Origin of the sequence: Rhizobium sp. WYCCWR10014, assembly GCF_001657485.1 — a bacterium.
In the GTDB taxonomy this organism is placed as follows: domain Bacteria; phylum Pseudomonadota; class Alphaproteobacteria; order Rhizobiales; family Rhizobiaceae; genus Rhizobium.
The window spans coordinates 303,842-326,395 of the sequence record NZ_LXFU01000048.1 but is presented as its reverse complement, the minus strand read 5'-3'; the positions used below and the strand labels follow the sequence as shown (position 1 = coordinate 326,395).

The following is a 22,554-nucleotide window of genomic DNA, read 5'->3' as shown; positions in this document are numbered from 1 at the left end:
CCGCCGCGAAGACGCCGAAAACAATGCGACGTTCTACATGCCCGCCTAACCTAGCGCATATGAGGGTTAGGGTGAGGGGCAATTTCTTGCCGTGAGGGCAGCTACAGCCTGATGGCCGCACCCCTCACGTCATCCACTTCCGATGCTCCGCAAATCTCTCCGCCAAGAGATCGATGAACAGCCGCACCTTCGTCGGCAGATGGCTGCGGTTGGGGTAGACGGCGTTGATGTTGAACTCTATCGGCCGGTAGTCCGGCATGATCTTCACCAGCCGCCCTTCGGCGATGTCATCGAACACCACGAAACTCGGCGCCAGGAAGATGCCCCGCCCGGTCAGCGTCAGGAAGCGCAGCATCTCGGCACTGTTTGAGACGACATTGCCGCTAATCTTGACGCTCTCCTTTTTGCCTTCGCCATCCTCGAAGCGCCATTCGTCGCCATAGGGGTAATAGGCATATTGCAGGCAATTGTGATCGGCGACCTCGGCCGGCGTCTTCGGCATCGGATGGCTCTCGAAATAGGCCGGCGAGCAGACGAGCATATGGCGCCATGGCGTCAGCTTGCGCGCGACGAGCGACGAATCCGGCGGCGGTACGGTGCGCATCACCAGGTCGTAACCATCCTCGATCATGTCGACCATCCGCTCGCCGACGCTGAAATCGAGTGAGATCGACGGATAGAGCTCCATAAATTCGCTGACGACAGGCAAGAGGAAACGCACGATGGCGCTGCTGGTATAGACCTTCAACGTGCCGCGCGGCGTCGAACTCAGCGCGCCTGCCGTCCGGTCCGCCTCTTCCAGCTCGGCCAGGATCTGCAAAGAGCGCTCATAGTAATATTTGCCGGTTTCGGTCAGGCTGACCTTGCGCGTCGTGCGGTTGAGCAGTCGCACGCCGAGCCGGTCCTCCAGCGACTGCACGTGATTGCCGACCATGGTGACGGACATATTGAGCCGACGCGCAGCGGCAGAAAAACCACCGCATTCCACCACCCGGCCAAAGACTGTGAGGCTTGTCAGCCGATCCATATTGCCCTCGGATTATCCGCTGAGAGTTGAAGATCCTTCCAGATTTAAGCAGATTATCAAAATAAATGTCAGGGTGCATTTTCCTTCGCATCGAACAAGCCCTCGCAGAAACGGGGCAGCAGACGAAGGAAAAAGACGATGGTCGAGTTACCCCGCAAGGACGTTTTCGAAAGTGCCGAACAGGCCGAGCGAATATTGGCCGAGGAAGCCGCCAGGGCGCCTGCCGCCGAGGCACTGGTTGCGGAAGCGCCAAAAAAGACCGGCCGTCGGATCGTCAAGCGCGCCGTTATTGCCGCCGCGCTGCTTGCCGGCGTCGCTTTCGCAGGCGATTTCGGCTATCGCTACTGGACGGTCGGCCGCTTCATCGAGTCCACCGACGATGCCTATGTGAAGGCCGATTACACCACTGTCGCCCCGAAGGTCGCCGGCTATATCAGCCAGGTGCTGGTCAACGACAATGACGCGGTCAAGGCCGGCCAGGTTCTCGCCCGCATCGACGACCGCGACTTCCAGGCCGCACTGTCGCAGGCGAAGGCCGATGTGAAGGCGGCCGAAGCCGCCATCACCAATATCGACGCCCAGATCTCCTTGCAGCAATCGGTGATCGAGCAGGCGAGGGCGACGATCGATGCCTCGCAGGCATCGCTGGAATTTGCCGTGTCCGATGCCGCCCGCTCGGCCCGCCTGATCACCAACGGCGCCGGCACCCAGTCCCGCGCCGAACAGACCCAGTCGGCCCGCGACCAGGCCGCTGCCGCCGTCGAGCGCGACCGGGCAGCCCTCGTCACGGCTCAGAATAAGGTGCCGGTGCTGCAGACTGAGCGCGAACAGACGGTTGCCCAGCGCGACCGTGCGGCGGCCGCCGCCCAGCAGGCAGAGCTCAACCTCTCCTATACGGACATCGTCGCTGCCGTCGACGGCACGGTCGGCGCCCGGTCGATCCGGGTCGGTCAGTATGTCACTTCGGGCACGCAGCTCATGGCGGTCGTGCCGCTGCATGCGGTCTATGTCGTCGCCAACTTCAAGGAAACGCAGCTGACCTATATCAGCCCCGGCCAGTCGGTCGAGATCAAGGTCGACAGCTTTCCCGATATCTCGATCAAGGGGCATGTCGACAGCGTTTCGCCGGCAAGCGGCCTGGAATTCTCGCTGCTGCCGCCGGACAATGCCACCGGCAATTTCACCAAGATCGTTCAGCGCATCCCGGTCAAGATCGTCATCGACGACGAAGCGCTGAGCGGCCTCTTGCGCTCGGGCATGTCGGTCGAGCCTGAAATCGATACCAAGGCTGCCCAAACCCAAGCTGCCGAGACCAAGGTGGGCGAGACCAAGCCTGCCCAAGCCACTGGGGCGGCCGAAGAGGGATTATCCAGCCACGCTGGATGATCCTTCCCTTCTTCGCCCAATGATCCCGATCATTCCCGAATGATCAACCGAACCCCGTCATGAGAAAGTTTCCCGCGAGAGCTGGAAGGAGATAAGCCATGGCCACTCTTCAGATCGCCGCAAACGGCAATTCGCTGGCGCGCCCCGCCGCCGCGGCGCCTACGGCACCTTCCGCCATGAGCCCGCTTCGCATGTGGGCAGCCGTTGTCGGCTCGACGCTCGGCGCTTTCATGGCCGTCCTCAACATCCAGATCGTCAACGCCTCGCTTGCGGATATCCAGGGCGCGATCGGCGCCGGCACGGATGACGGCGGCTGGATTTCGACTTCCTATCTGATTGCCGAGATTGTCGTCATTCCGCTCAGCGCCTGGTTGGCGCGCGTTTTCTCGGTCCGTAACTATCTGCTTGTTAACGCCATCCTCTTTCTCATCTTCTCCGTCGCCTGCGCCTTCGCGGCCAATCTGCAGCAGATGATCATCCTGCGCGCCATTCAGGGCTTTTCCGGCGGCGTGCTGATCCCGATGGCCTTCACCATCATCATCACCCTGCTGCCCAAGGCCAAGCAGCCGATCGGCCTTGCCCTCTTTGCCCTGTCTGCCACTTTCGCGCCGGCGATCGGCCCGACGATCGGCGGTTACCTCACCGAGAATTGGGGCTGGGAACATATCTTCTACGTCAACCTGGTGCCCGGCGCGCTGATGGTCGGCCTGCTCTGGGCTTCGCTCGACCGGGCGCCGATGAACCTGAAGCTGCTCGCCAAGGGCGACTGGCCGGGCATCGTCACCATGGCGATCGGCCTGGCAGCCCTGCAGACCGTGCTGGAAGAGGGCAACAAGGAAGACTGGTTCGGCTCCGATTTCATTGTCCGCCTGTCCGTTATCGCCGCCGTCTCGCTAACGCTGTTCCTGATCATCGAGTTGAAGACCGCCAATCCGCTGCTGAACCTTCGCCTGCTGGTGCGCCGCAACTTCGGCTTCGGCATCGTCGCCAATTTCCTGCTCGGTATCGCGCTTTACGGCTCGGTCTTCGTGCTGCCGATCTATCTGACCCGCATCCAGGGCTATAATTCCGAGCAGATCGGCATGGTTCTCGCCTGGACCGGCATCCCGCAGCTGCTGCTGATCCCGCTGGTGCCGCAGCTGATGAAGCGTTTCGATGTCCGCCTGCTGATCGTCGTCGGCTTTGCCCTTTTCGCCGCCTCGAATTTCATGAATGTGCACATGACCGGCGATTATGCGAGCGATCAGCTGTTCTGGCCGAACATCGTCCGCGCCATCGGCCAGGCGCTCGTCTTCACGCCCCTCTCGGCGATCGCCACCGCGGGCATCGAGCAGGAAAATGGCGGCTCGGCTTCGGCACTCTTCAACATGATGCGCAATCTCGGCGGCGCCGTCGGCATCGCCTCGCTGCAGACCTTCCTGTCGAAGCGCGAACAGTTCCACTCGAACATCCTGACCAACTCGGTCTCGGTCTTCGAGGAAGCCACCCGCGATCGCATCGCCAGGCTCACCGGCTACTTCATGAGCCACGGCGTCAGCGATCAGGCGCTCGCCAGCCACAAGGCCGTCGTCGCCATCGCACTGAAAATACGCAAGCAGGCCAATATCATGGCCTTCAGTGACACCTTCTTCCTGCTCGGCGTCGCCCTCGTCGTCGCCCTGCTTGCAACCCTGCTTCTCAGGAAACCCGGTCAACTCTCCGGCGGCGGCGCTCACTAGCGCCCTGCCTCCCTTAAGGAGGAGAAAGCCATGACGTCAGCGATCTATGCTCCCGATACCGACAGGCTCCAAACGAAGACCGTCGGCCATGCCGTCAGCGCCGCTGCGCTGCTCTCCATCATCGAATGGCTCTCCGGCGACGAATGCCACGCGCTCGATGAAGCGGGCCTCGTCTCCGGCCTCGGCCGCAGGCTCCAGGCGCTCGGCCTGCCAGTCGACCGGCTGACCTTGCATCTGATGACGCTGCATCCCGAGTTCATCGGCCGCACCATTGCCTGGGCGCCGGGCGAGCCGGTCGAGATCCACGACCGGGAACACGGCGCGCGCGTCGCCATATCAAATACGCCGCTGCGCAAGGTCATGGAAACCCGCGAGCCGCTGGTCGTCGACACCAGAGAAGGCGTGCATGGCCGCTGGCAGCATATCGATGTCTTTGCCGATCGCGGCCTGATGCAGCTCGTCATCGCGCCGCTCTGCAATGTCGACGGCCCGGTCAGCGCCGCCGTCTTCGGTACGAAGCGGCCGGGCGGCTTTACCGCCTCCGAACGTCAGGTGATCGAGCGCATCCTGCCGGCGCTGCGCAACACCAGCGAGCTGCGCATCCTTCGCCAGGTCGAGCTCAGCCTGCTCGATACCTATATCGGCCCGCTGACGGCAAGCCGCATCCTGGCCGGCCGCATCCGCCGCGACGAGATCGAATCGATGGAGGCAGCGCTGCTACTCTGCGATCTGCGCGGCTTTACCGAACTGTCGAACCGGCTGCCCGGCAGCACCGTACTTGGCCTGCTCAACGCCTATTTCGACAGGATCGTGCCGGCCATCACCCGCGAGGGCGGCGAAGTGCTGAAGTTCATGGGCGACGCCGTGCTTGCCTTCTTCCCGGGCTATGATGCCGCCCATTCCTGCGGTGCGGCCCTCGCATCGGCCCGCGCCATCCTCGAGGAGATCGACCATTTCCAGTACGCGGGCATCGGCGTGAAAGCCGGCATCGCCCTGCATTACGGCGAGGTCAGCTACGGCAATGTCGGCTCCGGCCGCCGCCTCGACTTCACCCTGATCGGCGGCGACGTCAACCTGGTCAGCCGTATCCAGACTGCCTGCAGCGACCTGGGTGCGGCCCTGCTGATGTCGGCGCCGTTTCGCGACGAGGCCGGGGCAGGGGATGTGGCGTCGGTCGGGGCGCACGGGCTGAAGGGTTTTGCCGATCCGGTGGAGCTGTTTACGATCGTGCGGTAGGTGCGCGACGCCACCCCCTCTGCCCTGCCGGGCATCTCCCCCACAAGGGGGGAGATTGGATGGGCGCGATGGTTTCCCCAAACAATTGCCCGTCACACGAATCGTAAATTGAGGGCGAGGCATGGCTTCTTGCCGATCTCCCCACCTGTGGGGGAGATGCCCGGCAGGGCAGAGGGGGGTGCCGCATCCTGCCAAGAGAGACCAAGTCCCAACCGCCCACTTGCATAAAATGCATGGCAGGTCTGCCCGAAACGGTTTCGTCTTCCCCCATCTTTTCGCCATAGTGGCGCCGAAATTCCGTAAGCAGGGAGGAAGAGGCTTATGACTGTGCTGTTCGACGAACAAGGCGAGATCATCCGCGAACTAGGTGTCGCCGCCGAGATCGACGCTGAGCGCGAGATCGAACGGCGAACTGCTTTCCTCAAGGATTATCTCATCGCCTCGGGTATGCGCGGCTACGTCCTCGGCATCAGCGGCGGCGTCGATTCGCTGACGGCAGCGCTGCTTGCCCAGAAGGCGGTGCGCGAGCTGCGTGACAGCGGCCATGCGGCGGAATTCATCGCCGTGCGCCTTCCCTATGGTGTCCAGGCGGACGAGGCCGATGCGGTGAAAGCGCTGGAAACGATCGGTGCCGACCGATCGATGGTGGTCAACATCAAGGCGCCGGCGGATGCGATGCTTGCCGCCGCACAGGACGGCGGCCTCGCCTTTGCCGACGCCGGCCGGCAGGATTTCATCCTCGGCAATATCAAGGCGCGTCAGCGCATGATCGCCCAGTTCGCCCTGGCCGGGGCGCTTGGCAGCCTCGTCATCGGCACCGATCATGCGGCCGAGGCGGTCATGGGCTTCTTCACCAAATTCGGCGATGGCGCAGCCGATATCCTGCCGCTCGCCGGCCTCAACAAACGCCGCGTCCGCCTGCTGGCAAAGCGGCTCGGCGCCCCGGACGAGCTGGTCTTCAAGGTGCCGACCGCCGATCTCGAGGACCAGCGGCCGCTGCGCCCCGACGAGGAGGCCTACGGCGTCAGTTATGACGAGATCGACGATTTCCTCGAAGGCAAACAGGTCGGCGAGATCGCCCGCCGCCGCATCCTCGCCGCCTATCGGGCGACCGCCCACAAGCGCGCTTTGCCGGTGGCGGTCAGCGCGCTCTGACGGTCGTCCAAGCGCGGGCGCGACCCGGGGTTTACGGTCTGACCGGCTCGCCCGTCCGTCCTGATGAAGCGAGATAGGCATGCGGCGCGAAATAGACGCCGTCGGCATCGAAGGCTTCCAGGTCTTCGGCTTGCAGCGCCTCGCGCACCTTCGGCCGCGCCGCCACACGAGCCATGAAGCCGTGCAGCGCCGGCCATTGCTTGAGATCGATATCGGTCCAGGGCGACCAGTTCAGGCAGACGAAGAGATAGGCATCCGCCACCGTGAACGCATCGCCGGTGAGATAGGGTCCGGCAAGGCGGCGGTTCAACCATGTGAGCCGCTTCGATATCAGCGCGCGAACCTCGCCATGAACGCTGGAATAAATCGGATTGAAGAGCAGCACCATCGGCTTGTGCAGCTCGGCGGTGATGAAGTTCAGATAGGACTGCACCTCGTTGCGGCGGATGTTGCCGACCTCAGGCAAAAGGGCTGCCCCTTCGGGCACGCTGTCTGCGAGGAACTGCACGATGGCCGGCCCCTCGGTCAGCACCTTGCCATCGTCGAGCATCAGCGCCGGCACATAACCGTTGCCGTTGATGGCGAGATAATCCTCGCCGTTGCTCGTCCTGTGGGTCTGCCGGTCGACCTGGACAAGCTCGATATCGAGCCCCAATTCCCGGCAGATGATGTGCGGCGAAAGCGAACAGGCGGCGGCGTGCATATAGAGTTTCATTGCGGTTTCCTCTCCTCGTGGAGGCGGTCGATGCCGCTCGCCGACAGCGTTGAACATTTGTACTGTTTCGCATAAAATAATCCTCGTCAAGAATTTAATGCGAAACGGTACAAAATATGAAGGACGAAAAGAAGCGCGGCCGCCCGAGGGCCTTCGACGCCAAGGCGGCGCTCGGCAAGGCGCGGGATGTCTTCTGGGACAGGGGGTTTGCCGCCACCTCGCTCGACAATCTGAGTGCGGCCACCAATCTCAACCGCCCGAGCCTCTACGGTGCCTTCGGCGACAAGGAGGATCTCTATCTCGATACGCTGGAGGGGTATCGGCAGGACGGCATGGACGTGTTGACTGAGGCGCTCGACCCGTCACTGCCGTTGCGCGACAATATCGCCCGCGTCTATGCGGGTGCGCTGGCGATCTACCTGCACGGTGAAACCGCCGCCCGCGGCTGTCTGCTGATCGGCACGGCATCGGTCGAGGCGGTCCAGCATGAGCGGGTCCGCGAGGTGCTTGGCCGCAGCCTCAACGATTTCGACGACGAGATCGAAAAACGCATGCGCCTTGGCGTGGAAAGAGGCGAGCTTCCGCAAAGCGCCGATCCGCAGATGCTTGCAAGGCTCGCCTCCGCCGTCATGCATTCGCTCGCCGTCCGCGCCCGCGCCGGCGACAGCCGCGAGACGCTGGAAGCGATCGCCCGGTCGGGCGTCGAGCTGATCTGCGGGAGCGCCGGTCACGCTTAGGCAGAGCCTGATGTTTCTTCATCCCTCGGCCGCACCATCCAGGCATAGGCCGCGCCGCCGAGAAGCAGCACGGAGGTGCCCAGGAACACCGCCCGCATGCCGATATGCCCGCCGACAAAGCCGCCAAGGATGGGGCCGGCCACCTGGCCGACATATTGCGAGGAAATCGAAAGCCCGAGAATGCTGCCGGCCGCACTATCAGGCACGCTGTGGCGGATGACCGCGGCGATGCAGGGCAGCAGCCCGCCGAGTGCTGCGCCCATCAGGAAGCGCAGGATGATCAGCTGCCAGGAGCTGGTGACGAAGGCCTGCGGGATCAGCAGCAGCCCGGCGACGGCAAGCGCGCCTGAAATGACCGGCCAATGGCCGATCCGGTCGGCGAGCTTGCCGAGCCATGAGGCCGAGAGAATGCTGCCGAGCGCGGCCGCCGACATGACGACGCCCGATACCATCGTCACCTGGGATTCGACGGGCACGAGTTGCGCGACATAGACGGTGATGATCGGCTCGATCGACATATTGGCAAACATCAAGAGCATACCGGTCGCCAGCATGGCGATGACGGGCCGCTTGTCGGCGATGGATTTCCAGCCGCCGCTGGCCTTGGCCGCCTTTTTGCGGGCCGGCGATTTCTCCTCCTTGATCAGGAAGGCCGTGGCGAGGAAGGCGAGGAAGATCATGCCGCCGGCGGCGAGAAACGTGCCGCGGATGCCGATGATCGGCGGCAGCGCCCCGCCGATCAGCGGCCCGACGAGATTGCCGGCCATGATGCCGGAGGAGAGCACGCCGAGCGCCCAGGCCGACCGGTCCTTCGGCGTCTGCGTCGCCACCAGCACCATCGAGCCGGAGGCGTAACCGCCGGCAAGCCCGACGAAGAGGCGCAGCGCCACCAGCTGCCAGACATTGCCGGCCATGCCCATCAGCGAGATCGCCAGTGTCATGCCGAGGCTGGCGCGCACCAGCATCAGCTTGCGGCCGTATATATCGCCAAGCCGCCCCCAGAGCGGCGCGACGAGAGCCGCAGCGAAGAAGGTGGCGCCATAGGCAATGCCCGACCATTGCACGATCGCGGCGTGGTCGCTGACACCGAGTTCCTCGACATAGAGCGGCAGGAAGGGAAGCAGTAGCGTCATCGCCACGATGGTGGTGAAGGAGCCGATCAGCGAGATGGTGAGATTGCGCTTCCAGTGGATAGAGCCGGGCCTGGCGCTGGCGGCGTCCAATTGCGTATCGGTCATTCTCTCGGCCTCGGCATTGATGGTGCGGCGCGGTTCCGCCGCCCCGATGGAACGATGTGCCCATTGCCGCGGCGAGGAAATCGGCGCGGGTGAAACTGTCCTGAGATCGAGCTTTTCGAGGTCGAACGCATAGGCCGTAGCGGTGCATGCGCTCGCCGTTCCAGGGCGGGCACGCGCTGATATAACCGCGCTATGGCCCATCCTTCAAGATGGCGCTTCCGCATTGGTGGCCTGTCTTTGGAGATGAGAGCCGCAATCTGGATCCTTTCGGGCAAACCTGCTACAACATGACTGATTGCATGGTGCAATCGGTTAATCCGAGGACATTGCCATGAGCGACATGCGCACATCCCGAGAGCAGACTCTCCGTCATCTCTACGTCGCCTATCTCGAGGACCGCAAGGACATCGTCGGCGCCATGTTGACGGAGGATTTCACCTTTTCCAGTCCGCGCGACGACCACATCGACCGAGCCACCTATTTCGAGCGCTGCTGGCCGAAGGAGCCGGTCTTCCGCGGCTTTGACATCGAATTCCTGGCGATCGACGGCGACGAGGCGGTCGTCCGCTACCGTGCCGAAAAACGGGATGGCGGCAGCTTCCGCAACATAGAGAGCTTTCGCTTCCGCGGCGACAAGATCGCATCCGTGGATGTTTATTTCGGCCGGAATCTCTGATCCGGCCGGATGGCGATCGCCCGGTCTTTACAGGAGCCGCATTGCCGAAGTGCCGATGATGATCATCGAGACCGCCACCATCAGCGGCCGCACCGGTAGCCGTTTGACGAGGATCGCGCCGAAGGGGGCAGCGATGACGCCGCCGATGATCAGGCCGATCGCCGAATTGAGTTCCGACCAGCCGAGCGTCAGCATGAAGGTCAGGGAAATCGTCAGCGTCACGGCGAATTCGGTGAAATTGGTCGAGCCGATCACCCGTTTCAGGTCATGGCCGCGGCTGACCAGCGAACTGGTGACGATCGGCCCCCATCCGCCGCCGCCGATGGCATCGAGCACGCCGCCGCAAAACCCGACCGGCGGCACGATCCAGTCGCGGACATCCCGCTTCGGCGGTGGCCGAAAGGCCTTGTAGAGGATCACCAGTCCGATCGCGATCAGATAGGCCGACACGAAGGGCGCGATCACCTTGCCGTCGATATTGGCCAGCAGATAGGCGCCGATCGCGCCGCCGATCATGCCGGCCGGTGCAAGCCGCGCCACCAGGCGCCAGTCGACGTTGCGATGATAGGCATGCGAAAGGCCCGAGGCGGCGGTTGTGAACATTTCCGCCACATGCGTCATGGCACTGGCATTGGCGACCGGCACCCCGAAGGCGAGAAGGCTCGTCGTCGACAGCACGCCGAAGGCCATGCCGAGCGCGCCGTCGACGATCTGCGCGCAGAAACCTACGACGATGAAAAAGAAGAAATCCGATGTCATGCAGTCCCCTCAGACGAACGGTAGCATCAGAATAAGCGACACGGCAAAAATTTCCGGTCTTAGCCGGCAAGTCCGCGCTGCTTCAGCCGGACGATCTTGAAGAATCCGTTCGGAAAGACCGGCAGGATATCGGTAGCGGCAAAATCGCCTCGGCGCTCCGTCCAGGCGACGATGCGGTGAATGCGGAAGGCGGAGGACCAGCCGATGTGACGCACCAGCGGCGCCACCGCCGTCTCGATCGCGCCCTGCAGACCGGCGCCGTCGCCAAGCTTGCTGGCGAGGATGATCTCGCCGCCCGGCCTCAGCACCCTGGCGCATTCGTCCAGCGCCCGTTCGGGTTCGGGGATGAGCGTGATGACGAAAGGCAGGCAGACCGCATCGAAAGACCGGTCGGCAAAGGTGAGCGCATGCGCATCCATCACCTCCAGCGCCTGCACATGCTCAAGGTTTTCGCGTTTCGCCTTTTCGCGCGCCCGCGCGATCATGTGTTCGGAAATGTCGATGCCGGTCACCCGGCAGTGGCGCGGGTAATGGCCAAGCGTCAGGCCCGTGCCGACGCCGATCTCCAGGATGTCGGTGCCGGCCGCGGCGCCGAGGGCTGCAAGCTTGCGGTGGCCATCGCGCAGGATGCCGCGATAGACGCGGTCATAGACCGGCGCCCAACGCTGGTAGATTTTTTGCTGATCTTCCGCCCTGCTGCGAAGCTCTGACATGCCGGCACCTCCCACAGCGCCACGCGCCTTTCAGACGCCCAAAAGACGCGAACACTTTGAATTGCTGCATAATTCCAGGAAAAGTGAAAAGTGGTTTTCCTGGAATGCATAAAACAAAAGATTTGAGCGGTTCTGCGCTTCCAATAAAAAAGCCGAACCACCCTAAAGCCCAGCCTTTCAACTCCTAAGGGTAGGCTCCTGTTCCCCACGAAATGTGACGCAGGGCACAGATTCTCACTTGCGATCACTTTGGCGGCACCTGGGCAGCCCCGCGGCAGCCTATTTTGCCGGCGCGAGACCGAGCTGTTTGGCGTCCAGTTCGCTGCCGATCTCGACGGTTTTCTTTTGCTTGTCGTAGACGCAGATCTGGGCGATCAGCCCCTTGGCGCCCTTTGGCTTGCCTGTCACCAAGGCAAGCCCGTAATGCGAACTGCCGAAGGGATCGACGGTGGCGCTGGGCTTCTCGATGGTGACCGCTGCCTTCTTGCATTTGGCCTTGACGTCGGCGGCGAGCTGCTTCCAGGCCTCATCGGAGGAGGCATGCGCCGCACCTGAAAGCGAAAGCAGCGCGGCGGCAGCGAGAAGCTGGATTATATTCCTGTTCATATCGGTCTCCGTTGATCTCCATATCAGGCAAAGTGGTTTCCGGGGCGGGTATTCCCATCGATTTGCCCAAGCGATTTCTACGCGCGACTCCAACCCTGTAACTGAGGCAAATTTTCCTCCGGCCGGTCGTTTTTTGATAATTCGCCGGTTGCCTCTCCCCCTTTCCCCTCCTATGTTCCGCCTCACCTGCCGAGACGCAATCTATTGCCAAGAGGAGATCTGACATGGCTTTCGAATTGCCTGAACTTCCCTATGACTACGAAGCGCTTGCTCCCTTCATGTCGAAGGAAACGCTGGAGTTCCACCACGACAAGCACCACAAGGCCTATGTCGACAACGGCAACAAGCTCGCCGCTGAAGCTGGTCTTTCGGACCTGTCGCTCGAAGACGTCGTCAAGAAGTCCTTCGGCACCAATGCCGGCCTCTTCAACAACGCGGCCCAGCACTACAACCACATCCATTTCTGGAAGTGGATGAAGAAGGGCGGCGGCGGCAACAAGCTGCCGGGCAAGCTCGAAGCGGCCTTTACCTCCGATCTCGGCGGCTATGACAAGTTCAAGGCCGATTTCGCCAATGCCGGCGCCACCCAGTTCGGCTCCGGTTGGGCCTGGGTTTCCGTCAAGAACGGCAAGCTCGAAATCTCCAAGACCCCGAACGGCGAAAACCCGCTCGTTCACGGCGCCACCCCGATCCTCGGCGTCGACGTCTGGGAACACTCCTACTACATCGACTATCGCAACGCCCGCCCGAAATATCTCGAGGCCTTCGTCGATAGCCTGATCAACTGGGACTACGTCCTGGAGCGCTACGAAGAAGCGACGAAGTAAGCGGTACCAGACGCGCCGCCATGGCGGCGATATCGTCAGCCTCTTTGAATTTGACACCCGGCGCCGCAAACGCCGGGTGTTTCGTTTTACGATCAGTCGTGAAATCTTTGTGAGATCCTCAACAGATGAAGCATCTTCCGTATAAGCCCGAAGCCGTCCTGTTCGACATGGATGGCTTAATTTTCGATACCGAGGCTTTGTATCGGGACGCAGTTATCAAGGCCGCTGAGGAAAACGGGTTTAAAATCCCGGTGTCCGCCTATCTGGAAACGATTGGACTACCGAGCGCGTCAGCCAAGGCGCTTCTAGGCACGCATCTTGGCGGAGAAATTGCCATTGAGGACTTGTGGAAACAGGCCTCGGATCAGTTTCAGACGATGGTCGCAACAGAGCTTCGCCTCAAGCCTGGGGTCATCGAAATGCTAGACTGGTTGGAAGAGGCTCACCTTCCATGGGCCATCGTCACCTCCTCAGACCATGACACAGTGCTCAGCCATCTGCTGGCGGTGAATCTCAGAGATCGCTTTAGACACATCATCGCCCGTGGAGACTATACAGCGGCGAAACCTCATCCAGAGCCGTACTTGAAAGCTGCAAGCCGGTTAGGGGTGGACCCCAGCCGTTGTGTTGCACTTGAGGATTCCCGCAACGGTGTGCTTTCGGCATCTCGTGCCGGTCTGATGACCATAATGGTGCCCGATCTCGTGCAGCCAGCGCCGGATATTCAAAGTCTATGTGCATGTGTCGCACCAGATTTACACGACGTTCTTGCTGTCTTGATCGATACGCTCCAGCGAAATGAGCGCATCGGATCTGCGAATCATACACTTGGGGATCTCAGCAGTTGACGCAATTCGATCATGCTTTAGGACGCCGTCACATCCCTGTCATCGGCCGCTCCTAATCACGCCCCATGTCTTCTTCCTCTTCTCCCCTGTTCCGCTTCGGCATCATCGCCGACCCGCAATATGCCGCCATCGCGCCGCATGTGGCCATGGATCGCTATTACGCCAACAGCCTCGCCAAGGTCGCCGCGGCGATCGAGGTCTTCAACGGCTGGGAATTGAGCTTCGTCATGACGCTCGGCGATGTCATCGACCGCAGCTTTTCAAGCTTCGACGATATCCTGCCGGTCTATGAGAAGCTCAGGCACGAGGCGCTCTTCCTGCTTGGCAACCACGATTTCTCGGTCTCTGCAGGACATTTGTCCGAAGTCGCCGCGCGCCTCGGCATGCCATCGCCCTATTATAGCTTCTTGCGCCACGGCTGGCGCTTTATCGTGCTTGACGGCAATGAGGTCAGCATCTTCGCGCCGCCCGAAGGCCATCATCATCGTGCGCTTGCCGCCGAGATGCTGGCGGAGCTGCAGGCCAAGGGTGCCAGGAATGCCCATCGCTGGAATGCCGCGCTGAGCGACGAGCAGTTCGCCTGGCTTGGTGATGAAATCGCAAAAGCGGCCGAGGCCGGCGAGAAGGTGATCGTCATGAATCACTATCCGGTGCATCCGCCCGGTGAGCACGGAATGTGGGACAGCGAGCGCATCGTCGCGCTGCTCGCTTCTCAGCGCAATGTCGTCGCCTATCTCAACGGTCACGACCACGTCGGCAATTACGGCATGGCCGGCGCCTGCCACTTCGTCAATTTCAAGGGCGTGGTCGACACCGAGACGGAAAACGCCTTCGCGATCGTCGAGGTCCATGCCGACCGCATCGAAATCCGCGGCTTCGGCCGCGAGATGAGCCGAACGCTGTCCATCTAGCTGATTGCCGGCTCAGCCGGCATCGCCCTCATTTCACTGATGTCGCGCTTCGGTGGTGTCCCGAACATGCGGGCATATTCGCGGCTGAACTGAGAGGCGCTCTCGTAACCCACCTGGTAGGCCGCGTTTGCGGCGTTGAACCCATCGGTCACCATCAGCCGCCGGGCCTCGAGTAGCCGCAACTGCTTCTGATACTGCAGCGGCGTCATCGTGGTCAGGATTTTGAAATGCTGGTGGAAGGAGGAAGGGCTCATCTTGGCTGCCGCTGCAAGCTTTTCCACCCGCACCGCGCCCGCAAAATTGCCGCGCAACAGGTAGATGGCCTCGGCCACACGGCGCGTATGGCTGTCGGGCAACGCAAGCTTGCAGACCTCATCGCCATTTTTTCCGGAAAGCAGCCAGAAACTGATCTCTCGCATGATTGCCGGATGAAGGATCGGGATCGCCTTGGGCGTTGCGAGCGTCCGGATCAGTCTCAGTATGCAGTCCTGCAGCTCGAGGCCGAATTCTTGTACGAAAACACCCGGCCCGCCGTCGCCTGCCGGTTTCGGCGGTGCATCCATCTCCTCCAGCACCTCGCGCAAGATAGTGACGTCGAGTTCCAGGTTGATGGCGATCATCGGTCGTTCGGCACTGGCTTTCGTCACCTGTCCGAAGGCTGGCATCTCGACGCTGATGATAAGCGCTTGCATCGCTTCGTAATCGAAAAGGCGGTCTCCGAACATGAGCTGCTTGGCGCCATCGACGATAATGCAGAGCGCCGGTCGGTAGATCGCCGGTTTCGGCATGGAGAGAGTGCTGGAACGCATCAGGAAAAAACCATCGATAGCGGTGGCAAAGAGCCCGTCACCTCCGCCATGTGCATCCATGTACCCATTGAGCGCCTGCTTCAGATCTGCGGACATCTTAGTCTCCAGTGAACGCGGGGTCGGTCTACTGCGCCGGTGAGGATGATCTTAATCCCTCAGCTCGGCTGGGCAAGGCGTTTGGAGGAATAGGCAAGAAATTGCAGGGTTTCGGCATTCATGATTCCAGGCTTGCGGCGCATAAACTGGTCTATCAAAACATCAGGAGTACCTGAAATGCCTAACCAAAATTCAACCTCGAAAATCGCAATCGTAACCGGCGGAAGCCGCGGCCTGGGCCGTAATACGGTCGTCAATCTGGCAAGGAGCGGCGTCGATGTGATCTTGACCTACAACTCGAACCGCGACGAGGCGGAGAGGGTCGTCGCTGAGATCGAGGCGCTGGGCCGCAAGGCCGCCGCACTTCAACTTGACGCCGGCAACGTGGCGGCGTTCGATGCCTTTGTCGAAAATGTTCGCGAGATCCTCAAGGGCTGGGGGCGTGAGCACTTCGATTTTCTCGTCAACAATGCCGGCACCAGCTACCACGCCCCGATTTGGGAGACGACCGAAGCGGAGATGGACAAGCTTTACAACCTGCATTTCAAGGGAGTCTTCTTCCTCACGCAGAAGCTCCTGCCGGTGATCGAGGACGGCGGCCGCATCGTCAACCTCTCCAGCGGTCTTGCCCGCATGGCCATGGTGGGCGCTTCGGCCTACGGCTCGATAAAGGGCGCAGTCGAGGTGCTGACGCGCTACATGGCCAAGGAGCTTGGCCCCCGCGGCATTGCCGTCAATACCGTCGCTCCGGGCGCCATCGAAACCGATTTCAGCGGCGGCATGGTGCGGGACAATCCGGAGATCAACCGTGCGGTCGCCTCCATGACCGCACTGGGCCGCGCCGGTGTGCCCGACGATATAGGGCCGATGATCGCGTCCCTCCTGAGCGATGCCAACCGTTGGGTCAACGCCCAGCGCATCGAGGTTTCGGGCGGCATGTCGCTCTGAATAATCGCGATTGGGCGAATAGCTAGACCGCGATCGGTTTCTCCGTCCAGCCACTGGTCCAGAGTTCCCGCAGCCGGTCGCCATCGCCCTTGAAGAAATCTTCGCTCGTCGCGCAGTGCTCCACCCGGTCGCTGCGGAAATTGCGGATTGCCTGGCGCAGCTCGCACCAGGCGACGATATTGGCGGTCTGCGAATAATAGATCAGCGCGACCGGCCGGATCGTCCGTTCGCTGGCGCGGCCGAGTTCGTCGCGGTAGCCGAGCATCAGCTTGCGTTCATCGCGGATTGCGCGGCGCACGATCGCAAGATCGAAGCCTGCCGGCTGAGCAATCGAGCCCCAGGCATAAAGCGCCTTGTTGTCCATCGCCTGGCGCAGCGGCGCCGGCACGGCGCCTGATATCTTCCGGTTGACCCGGCGCGCGGCCTGTTTCAGCTCCTCGTCCGCTGTCCGTTCGAGCAGCGCTAGCGACAGCACGATCGCCTCCATCTCCTCGATCGAGAACATCAGCGGCGGCAGGTCGAAGCCCGGCCGCATGATGTAGCCGATGCCGCGCCCGCCCTCGATCGGCACCCGCATCGCCTGAAGGGCGGCGATGTCGCGATAGATCGAGCGCACGGTCACTTCAAGCGTCTCGGCCATTGTCGCCGCCGTCATCGGCTTTCTTGCCAGCCTGAGGATCTGAATGATCTCGAAAAGCCGCGAGGCCTTGCGCATTTAACCTCTCCCATCCGCCACGCTCCTGACAATACACTGTCAGTTGGGTTCCCGTATAGAGCCGCCTATCGGATTGAAATCAATCAGGGTCTTTCAAAACGGCCCGCAGAACTCAAGGCGGTAACTGACATGAACTACAACGAAAACCTCTGGCTCTTCTTCACCCTTCTCTTCGGCATCATCATCGTGCCGGGCATGGACATGCTCTTCGTGCTCGCCAATTCGCTGACCGGCGGCGTCAAACGCGGGCTGGCGGCAACCGGCGGCATCATGGCCGGCGGCGCCGTGCATTCGGCCTATGGCGCGGCCGGCGTCGGCGTGCTCGTCACCATGCTGCCGCAGCTCTTCAACGTGCTGCTCTTTGCCGGCGTCGCCTACATGATCTGGATCGGAATTTCGCTGATCCGCAGTTCGATCACCGTCGAGGCGGTCGGGCCGGGAACCGCACGCTCCGGCTGGCGCGCCTTCCGCCAGGGCGCCGTCACCTGTCTGGTCAACCCGAAGGCCTATATCTTCATGTTTGCCGTCTACCCGCAGTTCCTGAGACCAGAATATGGCCCGATCTGGATGCAGGGGCTGATCATGGGCGTCATGACCGTCGTCACCCAGTTCGCCATTTACGGCACGCTGGCGATGACGGCCGGCCGCAGCCGCGACCTGCTCGTCGCCAACCCTGACGTCACGGCCTTTGTCGGCCGCTTCGCTGGACTGCTGCTGGTTGCTGTTTCCGCCTTCAGCCTCTGGCAGGGGTGGAAAAGCGCCTGAGCCGCCCTATCACATTGTTTTTATGATGATCCGGCAAAACGTGACTGCCAGGACGCATGGATTTTGTCATGCTCCCGGTGCAGATTGGCCATCGGCCAGCTTGGCCGAGGAAAAAGGGAGAGCAATATGAATTGGAAAGCAGCAACTGCAGCCGTTGCCATGGCCGGCATGGCCTTCGGTTCGGTGACCGCCGCCGACGGCACCCATGATTCGCGCGTTGCGTTGATGAAGCAGATCGGCGGTTCGGCCGGGGCCTTGGCAGCCATCGCCAAGGGCACCAAGCCCTATGACGCCGAAGCGGTGAAGGCGGCGCTGACGACGATCGCCGCAACCTCCAAGGTCTTCCCCGATCAGTTCAAGCCGGGCACGGAGACGGGCGACGAGGGCGCGAGCCCGAAGATCTGGGAAAACATGGACGACTTCAAGGCCCGCGCCGGCAAGCTCTCCACTGACGCCGAAACCGCGCTGGCCCAGCTTCCTGCCGATCCTGCGGCCGTCGGCGCCACGATGAACACGCTCGGCGCCAATTGCGCTGGCTGTCACAAGGCCTATCGCCTCAGCAAGTGAGCGATAGGCCTTTTTCATCTGGAGCAATTCCAGCAAAACTGTGCAGCGGTTTTGCGTCCGGGATTGCGTAAAACAAAAGATAGTACTGGATCCGCGCTGGCCTTGTCGCCGGCGCGGATCGCCTTATTCTCCGCCTGCGCAGACGGGTCGCGGCATCGATCTGCAAGGAAATATTGACAACAGGGGAGGCGGCGCATGGTCCGCAGGTTCATCCGGGTACTGCTCTGTCTGATCGGCGTCGCCGTCCTCGGCGGGGGCGCCTTCTATCTCGTCACCGCACCAGATCCGCTGCCGGAGAGCCATTGGGCGGGTCTCGGCGCGCCGGATCCGGCAAATGGCCAGATGGTTTTTTGGGCGGGCGGCTGCGTCAGCTGTCATGCCGCACCCGGGTCCGAAGGCGATGCCAAGCTGACACTTTCAGGCGGCCTGGCATTGAAGAGCCCCTTCGGGACCTTCCACGTGCCGAACATCTCACCCGATGAAAAAGCCGGCATCGGCACCTGGACGCTTGCCGAGTTCGGCAACGCGATGAAGCGCGGCGTCGGACCGGGCGGGCAGCATCTCTACCCGTCTTTTCCTTACGGCTCTTATTCCCGCGTGAGCGACAAGGACGTCAACGATCTCTATGCATTCCTGAAAGCCCTGCCGAAGAGCGCAAACGTTGCGCCGCCGCATGAGCTGCCGTTCCCCTTCAACATCCGGCTGGCGCTCGGCGGCTGGAAATTCCTCTATCTCAACGACCAGCCGCGCGTCGCCCTGGCAAAGAGCGACGAGAAGATCAAGCGTGGGCAATATCTCGTCGAAGGCCCCGGCCATTGCGGCGAATGCCATACGCCGCGTGATGCGCTCGGCGGCTTCAAGGCGGATCAGTGGCTTGCCGGCGCGCCCAATCCGGAAGGCAAGGGCCGCATACCTAATATCACCCCGGCCTCCGAGAGCATCGGCGGCTGGAGCGAGGCCGATATCGCCAGTTACCTCGAAACCGGCTTCACCCCCGATTTCGATTCCGTCGGCGGCTCGATGGTTGATGTGCAGCAGAACATCGCCCATCTGCCGGCCTCCGACCGTGAAGCGATCGCCGCCTATCTGAAGGCCGTGCCGGGACGCTAAAGCATGCGCACAACTGCGCAGCGGTTTTGCGGCCGCCTGATTATAGGGAGGTGGGACCCGGCATCAGATCATAGGGATGGCGCCAGCCGGGCATCTTGCTGATACGATCCTTCCAGGCTGCGATAGCCGGGAAGGCGCTGTGATCTATCCCGGTTTCCTCCGGCATGAAGACGTAGCCCGCCAGAGAGAGGTCTGCGATCGTCAGCCGGTCGCCGACCATGAAAGGCCGGTGCGCCAGATGTTCGTCAACAATGGCATAGGCAGCTTTGGCCCTCAGTCTCAAAAACTCGACGACGGGCGTCTCGCCGCTCTTATGAAGGCCATACATGAACCTCAGCGTCGCGTAGTAGCTGGTGAATTTATGGTTGTCGAAAAGAATCCAACGCATGATGTCACGCCGTTCTTCCGCTGTCTGCGCGCCAAAGTGGCCTGTCACCTCTGACAAGTAGTCCAGGATGATCCCCGATTGGCTAATCTTCGTTTGCCCATGTTCGAGCACAGGCGCCTCGCCCTGTTCGTTTATGGTTTTTCGCCATTGTTCGGTTCGCGTTTCACCGCCCAGATAATCAACGAGAATGTTTTCCCACTCGATGCCGGCAAGCGCAAAGAACAGCGCGACCTTGTAAGAATTCCCCGAGAGAGCGAAACAATGGAGTTTGAAATCAGGCATGAAAGCTCCTTATGCAAATCGACAAAGCATGTCGCGCAAACCTGTGCAGCCGTTTTGATGCGTCGAGCTTCGGCTGTTGCGAAAGCCGAAGCTTCGAGCCGGCCACCCTAAGCGATCGACTGCATGTAGCGCATGCCGGTAACCGGACGCGGGGTGAAATCCAGCTGTTCGTAGAAGCGGTGCGCCAGCACGTTTCCGGTGGCGGCGCTGACGGAGAGGTAACCACAGCCGGCATTGCGGGCGGTCTCGCGCGCCCGGTCAACAAGCAACTGGCCGGTGCCGTGGCCGCGATGGCCGTCACGCACGAAGAGGTGGTGCAGGTCCATGCCGCGCTTGCCTTCCTGCGCCCTGTAGAGCGGCACGAGAATGGCGTAGCCGATCAGCCCTTCGCCGGTCTCGGCGACGAGCGCATTGATCCAGGGCAGGGGGCCAAAGAGGTCGCGCTCCAGCTGCTCCGCCGTTGTCGCAGCCGCATCGCCGTGATGGGCGGCAAGCAGGGCGATCATCTCGTTGAGTTCGGGCAGGTCGCGCGGCTTGGCGGTGCGGATCGTCACCACCGATGGGCGCATCAGTGAAATTTCGCTGTCTTCGATTTCGGTCATGGTCTTCGCGTCCTTTGATAGTCTGCCGTCAGGACGCTGCCGATACAACAAAGCCGCCTGACGGCGGCTTGTTGACAATATGATCTTGTCCAGCCGCCCTTTACAGGTACAGCCAAAAATACGAGCGGCTCTGGTGCGCGTTCTTGATCATGAATCATAGATCGTCGGAAACGCGGGCTTTGTCAATGGCGGATTGGAGCCCATCACAGGCATTGAGCCCCGGCTTCACTCTTGATAGTATTCCCCCCTATGCTATAGAGGGAACCATTATGTCCCACACCACCCTGCAGAAAAAGAAGCTCGTCGCCCGCATCAGCCGCCTGAAGGGGCAGATGGAGGCGGTCGAGCGCGCGCTCGAGGCCGAGCGCCCCTGCGGCGAGATCCTGCAACTGCTCGCCTCGATCCGCGGCGCCCTGACCGGGTTGACCGGCGAGGTGCTCGACGATCACCTGCGCGAGCATGTGCTGAATGCCGCCGACGATGCGGCCAGGGCCGAGGCGGTCGAGGAAATATCGGAAGTCTTGAGAACCTACATGCGCTGAGCAATTCCAGGCAAAGCGTGAAGAGATTTTGCCGGGCAAAGCGCAAAGCGGTTTTGTCAAGAATTACGTAAAAACAAAGAGTTAGAGCGACGAAGGAGTCTGTCATGAGTGCCGGAATCGAGAAGGCTGGAATTGATGCCCTGGAACATGATCATGTCTTCCTCGGCGCCGGCCATGCGCACAATGAACGTCGCATCTGGCTGGTGATTGCGCTGACGGCGGTGATGATGGTGGCGGAAATCGCCGCGGGCACCGTCTATGGCTCCATGGCCCTGGTCGCCGATGGCTGGCACATGTCGACCCATGCCAGTGCGCTGCTGATTTCCGCACTCGCCTATCTCTTCGCCCGCCGGCAGGCGCGCAATCCGCGTTTCACCTTCGGCACCGGCAAGCTCGGTGATCTCGCCGGCTTCGCCAGCGCCATCGTCCTTGCCCTGATCGCCCTGCTGATGGCCTGGGAAAGCCTGCTGCGCCTCACAAATCCGGTGCCGATCGGATTTACCCAGGCGATCGCCGTGGCGGTCATCGGCCTTGTCGTCAATCTGGTAAGCGCCTGGCTGCTGGCCGGCGGCGGCCATCACGCGCATCACGGGCATGGCAATCATGGGCATGGCCATCATCATCATCATGGACATGGCGATCATGCCCATCACGCGAAGACCGGCGACAACAATATCCGCGCCGCCTATCTGCATGTCATCGCCGATGCCCTGACCTCCGTGCTCGCCATTGCGGCGCTGACGCTTGGCAGTCTTTACGGCTGGCTCTGGCTCGATCCCCTGATGGGCATCATCGGCGGGCTAGTCATTGCCAACTGGTCCTGGAGCCTGATGAAATCCTCCGGCGGGGTCCTGCTCGACGTTGTTCCCGAAGGCGAGACGCTGCCGGCCGAAATCCGCGGCGCCATCGAGACGGAGGGCGACCGGATCACCGATCTGCATGTCTGGCAGGTCGGCCCCGGCCATCATGCCGCAATCGTCGCCGTCCTCACCTCGCAGCCGCGCGACCCGGCTTTCTACAAGGGCAGGCTTTCGGCGCTGGAAGAACTGTCTCATGTGACGGTCGAGGTCACGCGCGCCGCATGATCGGCGCGGGCGGACGATAAGACGCTCGGCGGACGATTATCATCGCCGCGGGGACGAGATGCCGCCGCAATCGCGCTTTAGCTCTGTGCTCCT

25 protein-coding genes are annotated in these 22,554 nt (G+C 61.8%); 15 read left to right on the top strand and 10 right to left on the bottom strand.

Features of this window, described 5'->3' with window-relative positions; genetic code table 11:
* Positions 1–124 precede the first annotated feature (124 nt).
* Entirely contained in the window at positions 125–1,027 is a 903-nt protein-coding gene (locus A6U98_RS27620) for a LysR family transcriptional regulator (RefSeq protein ID WP_064654154.1), read from the bottom strand.
* Positions 1,028–1,165: 138 nt separating this feature from the next.
* Between A6U98_RS27620 and A6U98_RS27615 the strand changes: the two genes are divergently transcribed.
* From A6U98_RS27615 to nadE, 4 genes are all read left to right on the top strand, one after another.
* Complete coding sequence (locus A6U98_RS27615; protein ID WP_064654153.1) at positions 1,166–2,413, top strand: HlyD family secretion protein; 1,248 nt, start codon at positions 1,166–1,168, stop codon at positions 2,411–2,413.
* A gap of 98 nt (positions 2,414–2,511) precedes the next feature.
* Positions 2,512–4,131 carry an MDR family MFS transporter gene (locus tag A6U98_RS27610; protein WP_064654152.1) on the top strand — a complete coding sequence of 540 codons (1,620 nt, stop codon included), beginning with the start codon at positions 2,512–2,514 and terminating at the stop codon, positions 4,129–4,131.
* Positions 4,132–4,161: 30 nt separating this feature from the next.
* Positions 4,162–5,367 carry an adenylate/guanylate cyclase domain-containing protein gene (locus A6U98_RS27605; protein ID WP_064654151.1) on the top strand — a complete coding sequence of 402 codons (1,206 nt, stop codon included), beginning with the start codon at positions 4,162–4,164 and terminating at the stop codon, positions 5,365–5,367.
* A gap of 321 nt (positions 5,368–5,688) precedes the next feature.
* Positions 5,689–6,522, top strand: coding sequence for an ammonia-dependent NAD(+) synthetase (nadE, locus tag A6U98_RS27600; RefSeq protein WP_064654150.1), 834 nt, complete (start codon positions 5,689–5,691; stop codon positions 6,520–6,522).
* A gap of 31 nt (positions 6,523–6,553) precedes the next feature.
* Here the strand turns inward: nadE and gstA are convergent, their stop codons facing one another.
* A complete protein-coding gene (gstA, locus tag A6U98_RS27595) occupies positions 6,554–7,237 on the bottom strand; it encodes a glutathione transferase GstA (RefSeq protein ID WP_064654149.1) in 684 nt (227 codons plus the stop codon).
* 116 nt (positions 7,238–7,353) lie between these two features.
* On the opposite strand from gstA, the gene A6U98_RS27590 reads away from it, so the two are divergent.
* Positions 7,354–7,974, top strand: a complete 621-nt coding sequence (locus tag A6U98_RS27590; RefSeq protein WP_064654148.1) for a TetR/AcrR family transcriptional regulator — start codon at positions 7,354–7,356, stop codon at positions 7,972–7,974.
* Here A6U98_RS27590 and A6U98_RS27585 read toward each other — a convergent pair.
* Positions 7,971–9,212, bottom strand: a complete 1,242-nt coding sequence (locus A6U98_RS27585; protein WP_064654172.1) for a multidrug efflux MFS transporter — start codon at positions 9,210–9,212, stop codon at positions 7,971–7,973. The genes A6U98_RS27590 and A6U98_RS27585 overlap by 4 nt on opposite strands.
* A 331-nt stretch (positions 9,213–9,543) precedes the next feature.
* Between A6U98_RS27585 and A6U98_RS27580 the strand changes: the two genes are divergently transcribed.
* Positions 9,544–9,888, top strand: coding sequence for a nuclear transport factor 2 family protein (locus tag A6U98_RS27580; RefSeq protein ID WP_064654147.1), 345 nt, complete (start codon positions 9,544–9,546; stop codon positions 9,886–9,888).
* Positions 9,889–9,915: 27 nt separating this feature from the next.
* Here the strand turns inward: A6U98_RS27580 and A6U98_RS27575 are convergent, their stop codons facing one another.
* From A6U98_RS27575 to A6U98_RS27565, 3 genes are all read right to left on the bottom strand, one after another.
* Positions 9,916–10,647, bottom strand: coding sequence for a sulfite exporter TauE/SafE family protein (locus A6U98_RS27575; RefSeq protein WP_064654145.1), 732 nt, complete (start codon positions 10,645–10,647; stop codon positions 9,916–9,918).
* A gap of 59 nt (positions 10,648–10,706) precedes the next feature.
* Complete coding sequence (locus tag A6U98_RS27570) at positions 10,707–11,360, bottom strand: class I SAM-dependent methyltransferase (RefSeq protein WP_064654144.1); 654 nt, start codon at positions 11,358–11,360, stop codon at positions 10,707–10,709.
* 279 nt (positions 11,361–11,639) lie between these two features.
* The gene (locus A6U98_RS27565; RefSeq protein ID WP_064654142.1) at positions 11,640–11,966 is read right to left on the bottom strand and encodes a hypothetical protein; all 327 of its coding nucleotides are present in this window, start codon (positions 11,964–11,966) and stop codon (positions 11,640–11,642) included.
* Positions 11,967–12,190: 224 nt separating this feature from the next.
* On the opposite strand from A6U98_RS27565, the gene A6U98_RS27560 reads away from it, so the two are divergent.
* From A6U98_RS27560 to A6U98_RS27550, 3 genes are all read left to right on the top strand, one after another.
* Positions 12,191–12,793 (top strand): superoxide dismutase, encoded by a 603-nt coding sequence (locus tag A6U98_RS27560; RefSeq protein ID WP_008528928.1) that lies wholly within the window; start codon positions 12,191–12,193, stop codon positions 12,791–12,793.
* 125 nt (positions 12,794–12,918) lie between these two features.
* Positions 12,919–13,641 carry an HAD family phosphatase gene (locus tag A6U98_RS27555; protein ID WP_064654140.1) on the top strand — a complete coding sequence of 241 codons (723 nt, stop codon included), beginning with the start codon at positions 12,919–12,921 and terminating at the stop codon, positions 13,639–13,641.
* A 65-nt stretch (positions 13,642–13,706) separates the two neighbouring features.
* The gene (locus tag A6U98_RS27550) at positions 13,707–14,552 is read left to right on the top strand and encodes a metallophosphoesterase (RefSeq protein WP_064654138.1); all 846 of its coding nucleotides are present in this window, start codon (positions 13,707–13,709) and stop codon (positions 14,550–14,552) included.
* Here the strand turns inward: A6U98_RS27550 and A6U98_RS27545 are convergent.
* Positions 14,549–15,457 (bottom strand): AraC family transcriptional regulator, encoded by a 909-nt coding sequence (locus A6U98_RS27545; RefSeq protein WP_064654136.1) that lies wholly within the window; start codon positions 15,455–15,457, stop codon positions 14,549–14,551. The two genes, A6U98_RS27550 and A6U98_RS27545, sit on opposite strands and share 4 nt — an antisense overlap.
* Positions 15,458–15,634: 177 nt before the next feature.
* On the opposite strand from A6U98_RS27545, the gene A6U98_RS27540 reads away from it, so the two are divergent.
* Positions 15,635–16,405 (top strand): SDR family oxidoreductase, encoded by a 771-nt coding sequence (locus tag A6U98_RS27540; protein ID WP_064654134.1) that lies wholly within the window; start codon positions 15,635–15,637, stop codon positions 16,403–16,405.
* A 22-nt stretch (positions 16,406–16,427) separates the two neighbouring features.
* On the opposite strand, the gene A6U98_RS27535 is transcribed toward A6U98_RS27540, so the two are convergent.
* Positions 16,428–17,120: a YafY family protein gene (locus tag A6U98_RS27535; RefSeq protein ID WP_064654132.1), complete on the bottom strand. Its 693-nt coding sequence runs from the start codon at positions 17,118–17,120 to the stop codon at positions 16,428–16,430.
* A gap of 129 nt (positions 17,121–17,249) precedes the next feature.
* Here A6U98_RS27535 and A6U98_RS27530 point away from each other — a divergent pair, with 129 nt between their 5' ends.
* From A6U98_RS27530 to A6U98_RS27520, 3 genes are all read left to right on the top strand, one after another.
* Positions 17,250–17,885, top strand: a complete 636-nt coding sequence (locus A6U98_RS27530; RefSeq protein ID WP_064654130.1) for a LysE family translocator — start codon at positions 17,250–17,252, stop codon at positions 17,883–17,885.
* Between the two features lie 126 nt (positions 17,886–18,011).
* Positions 18,012–18,452 (top strand): cytochrome c, encoded by a 441-nt coding sequence (locus A6U98_RS27525; RefSeq protein WP_064654128.1) that lies wholly within the window; start codon positions 18,012–18,014, stop codon positions 18,450–18,452.
* Between the two features lie 195 nt (positions 18,453–18,647).
* A complete protein-coding gene (locus A6U98_RS27520; RefSeq protein ID WP_064654126.1) occupies positions 18,648–19,562 on the top strand; it encodes a cytochrome c in 915 nt (304 codons plus the stop codon).
* A 40-nt stretch (positions 19,563–19,602) separates the two neighbouring features.
* Here A6U98_RS27520 and A6U98_RS27515 read toward each other — a convergent pair whose 3' ends face one another.
* Positions 19,603–20,232: a glutathione S-transferase family protein gene (locus A6U98_RS27515; protein ID WP_064654124.1), complete on the bottom strand. Its 630-nt coding sequence runs from the start codon at positions 20,230–20,232 to the stop codon at positions 19,603–19,605.
* A gap of 107 nt (positions 20,233–20,339) precedes the next feature.
* Positions 20,340–20,834, bottom strand: a complete 495-nt coding sequence (locus A6U98_RS27510; protein ID WP_064654122.1) for a GNAT family N-acetyltransferase — start codon at positions 20,832–20,834, stop codon at positions 20,340–20,342.
* 269 nt (positions 20,835–21,103) lie between these two features.
* Here A6U98_RS27510 and dmeR point away from each other — a divergent pair, with 269 nt between their 5' ends.
* Together dmeR and dmeF are read left to right on the top strand one after the other, a co-directional pair.
* Positions 21,104–21,376: a Ni(II)/Co(II)-sensing transcriptional repressor DmeR gene (gene dmeR / locus A6U98_RS27505; protein ID WP_003546569.1), complete on the top strand. Its 273-nt coding sequence runs from the start codon at positions 21,104–21,106 to the stop codon at positions 21,374–21,376.
* A 104-nt stretch (positions 21,377–21,480) separates the two neighbouring features.
* Positions 21,481–22,461 (top strand): CDF family Co(II)/Ni(II) efflux transporter DmeF, encoded by a 981-nt coding sequence (gene dmeF / locus A6U98_RS27500; protein ID WP_064654120.1) that lies wholly within the window; start codon positions 21,481–21,483, stop codon positions 22,459–22,461.
* Positions 22,462–22,554: the final 93 nt, after the last annotated feature.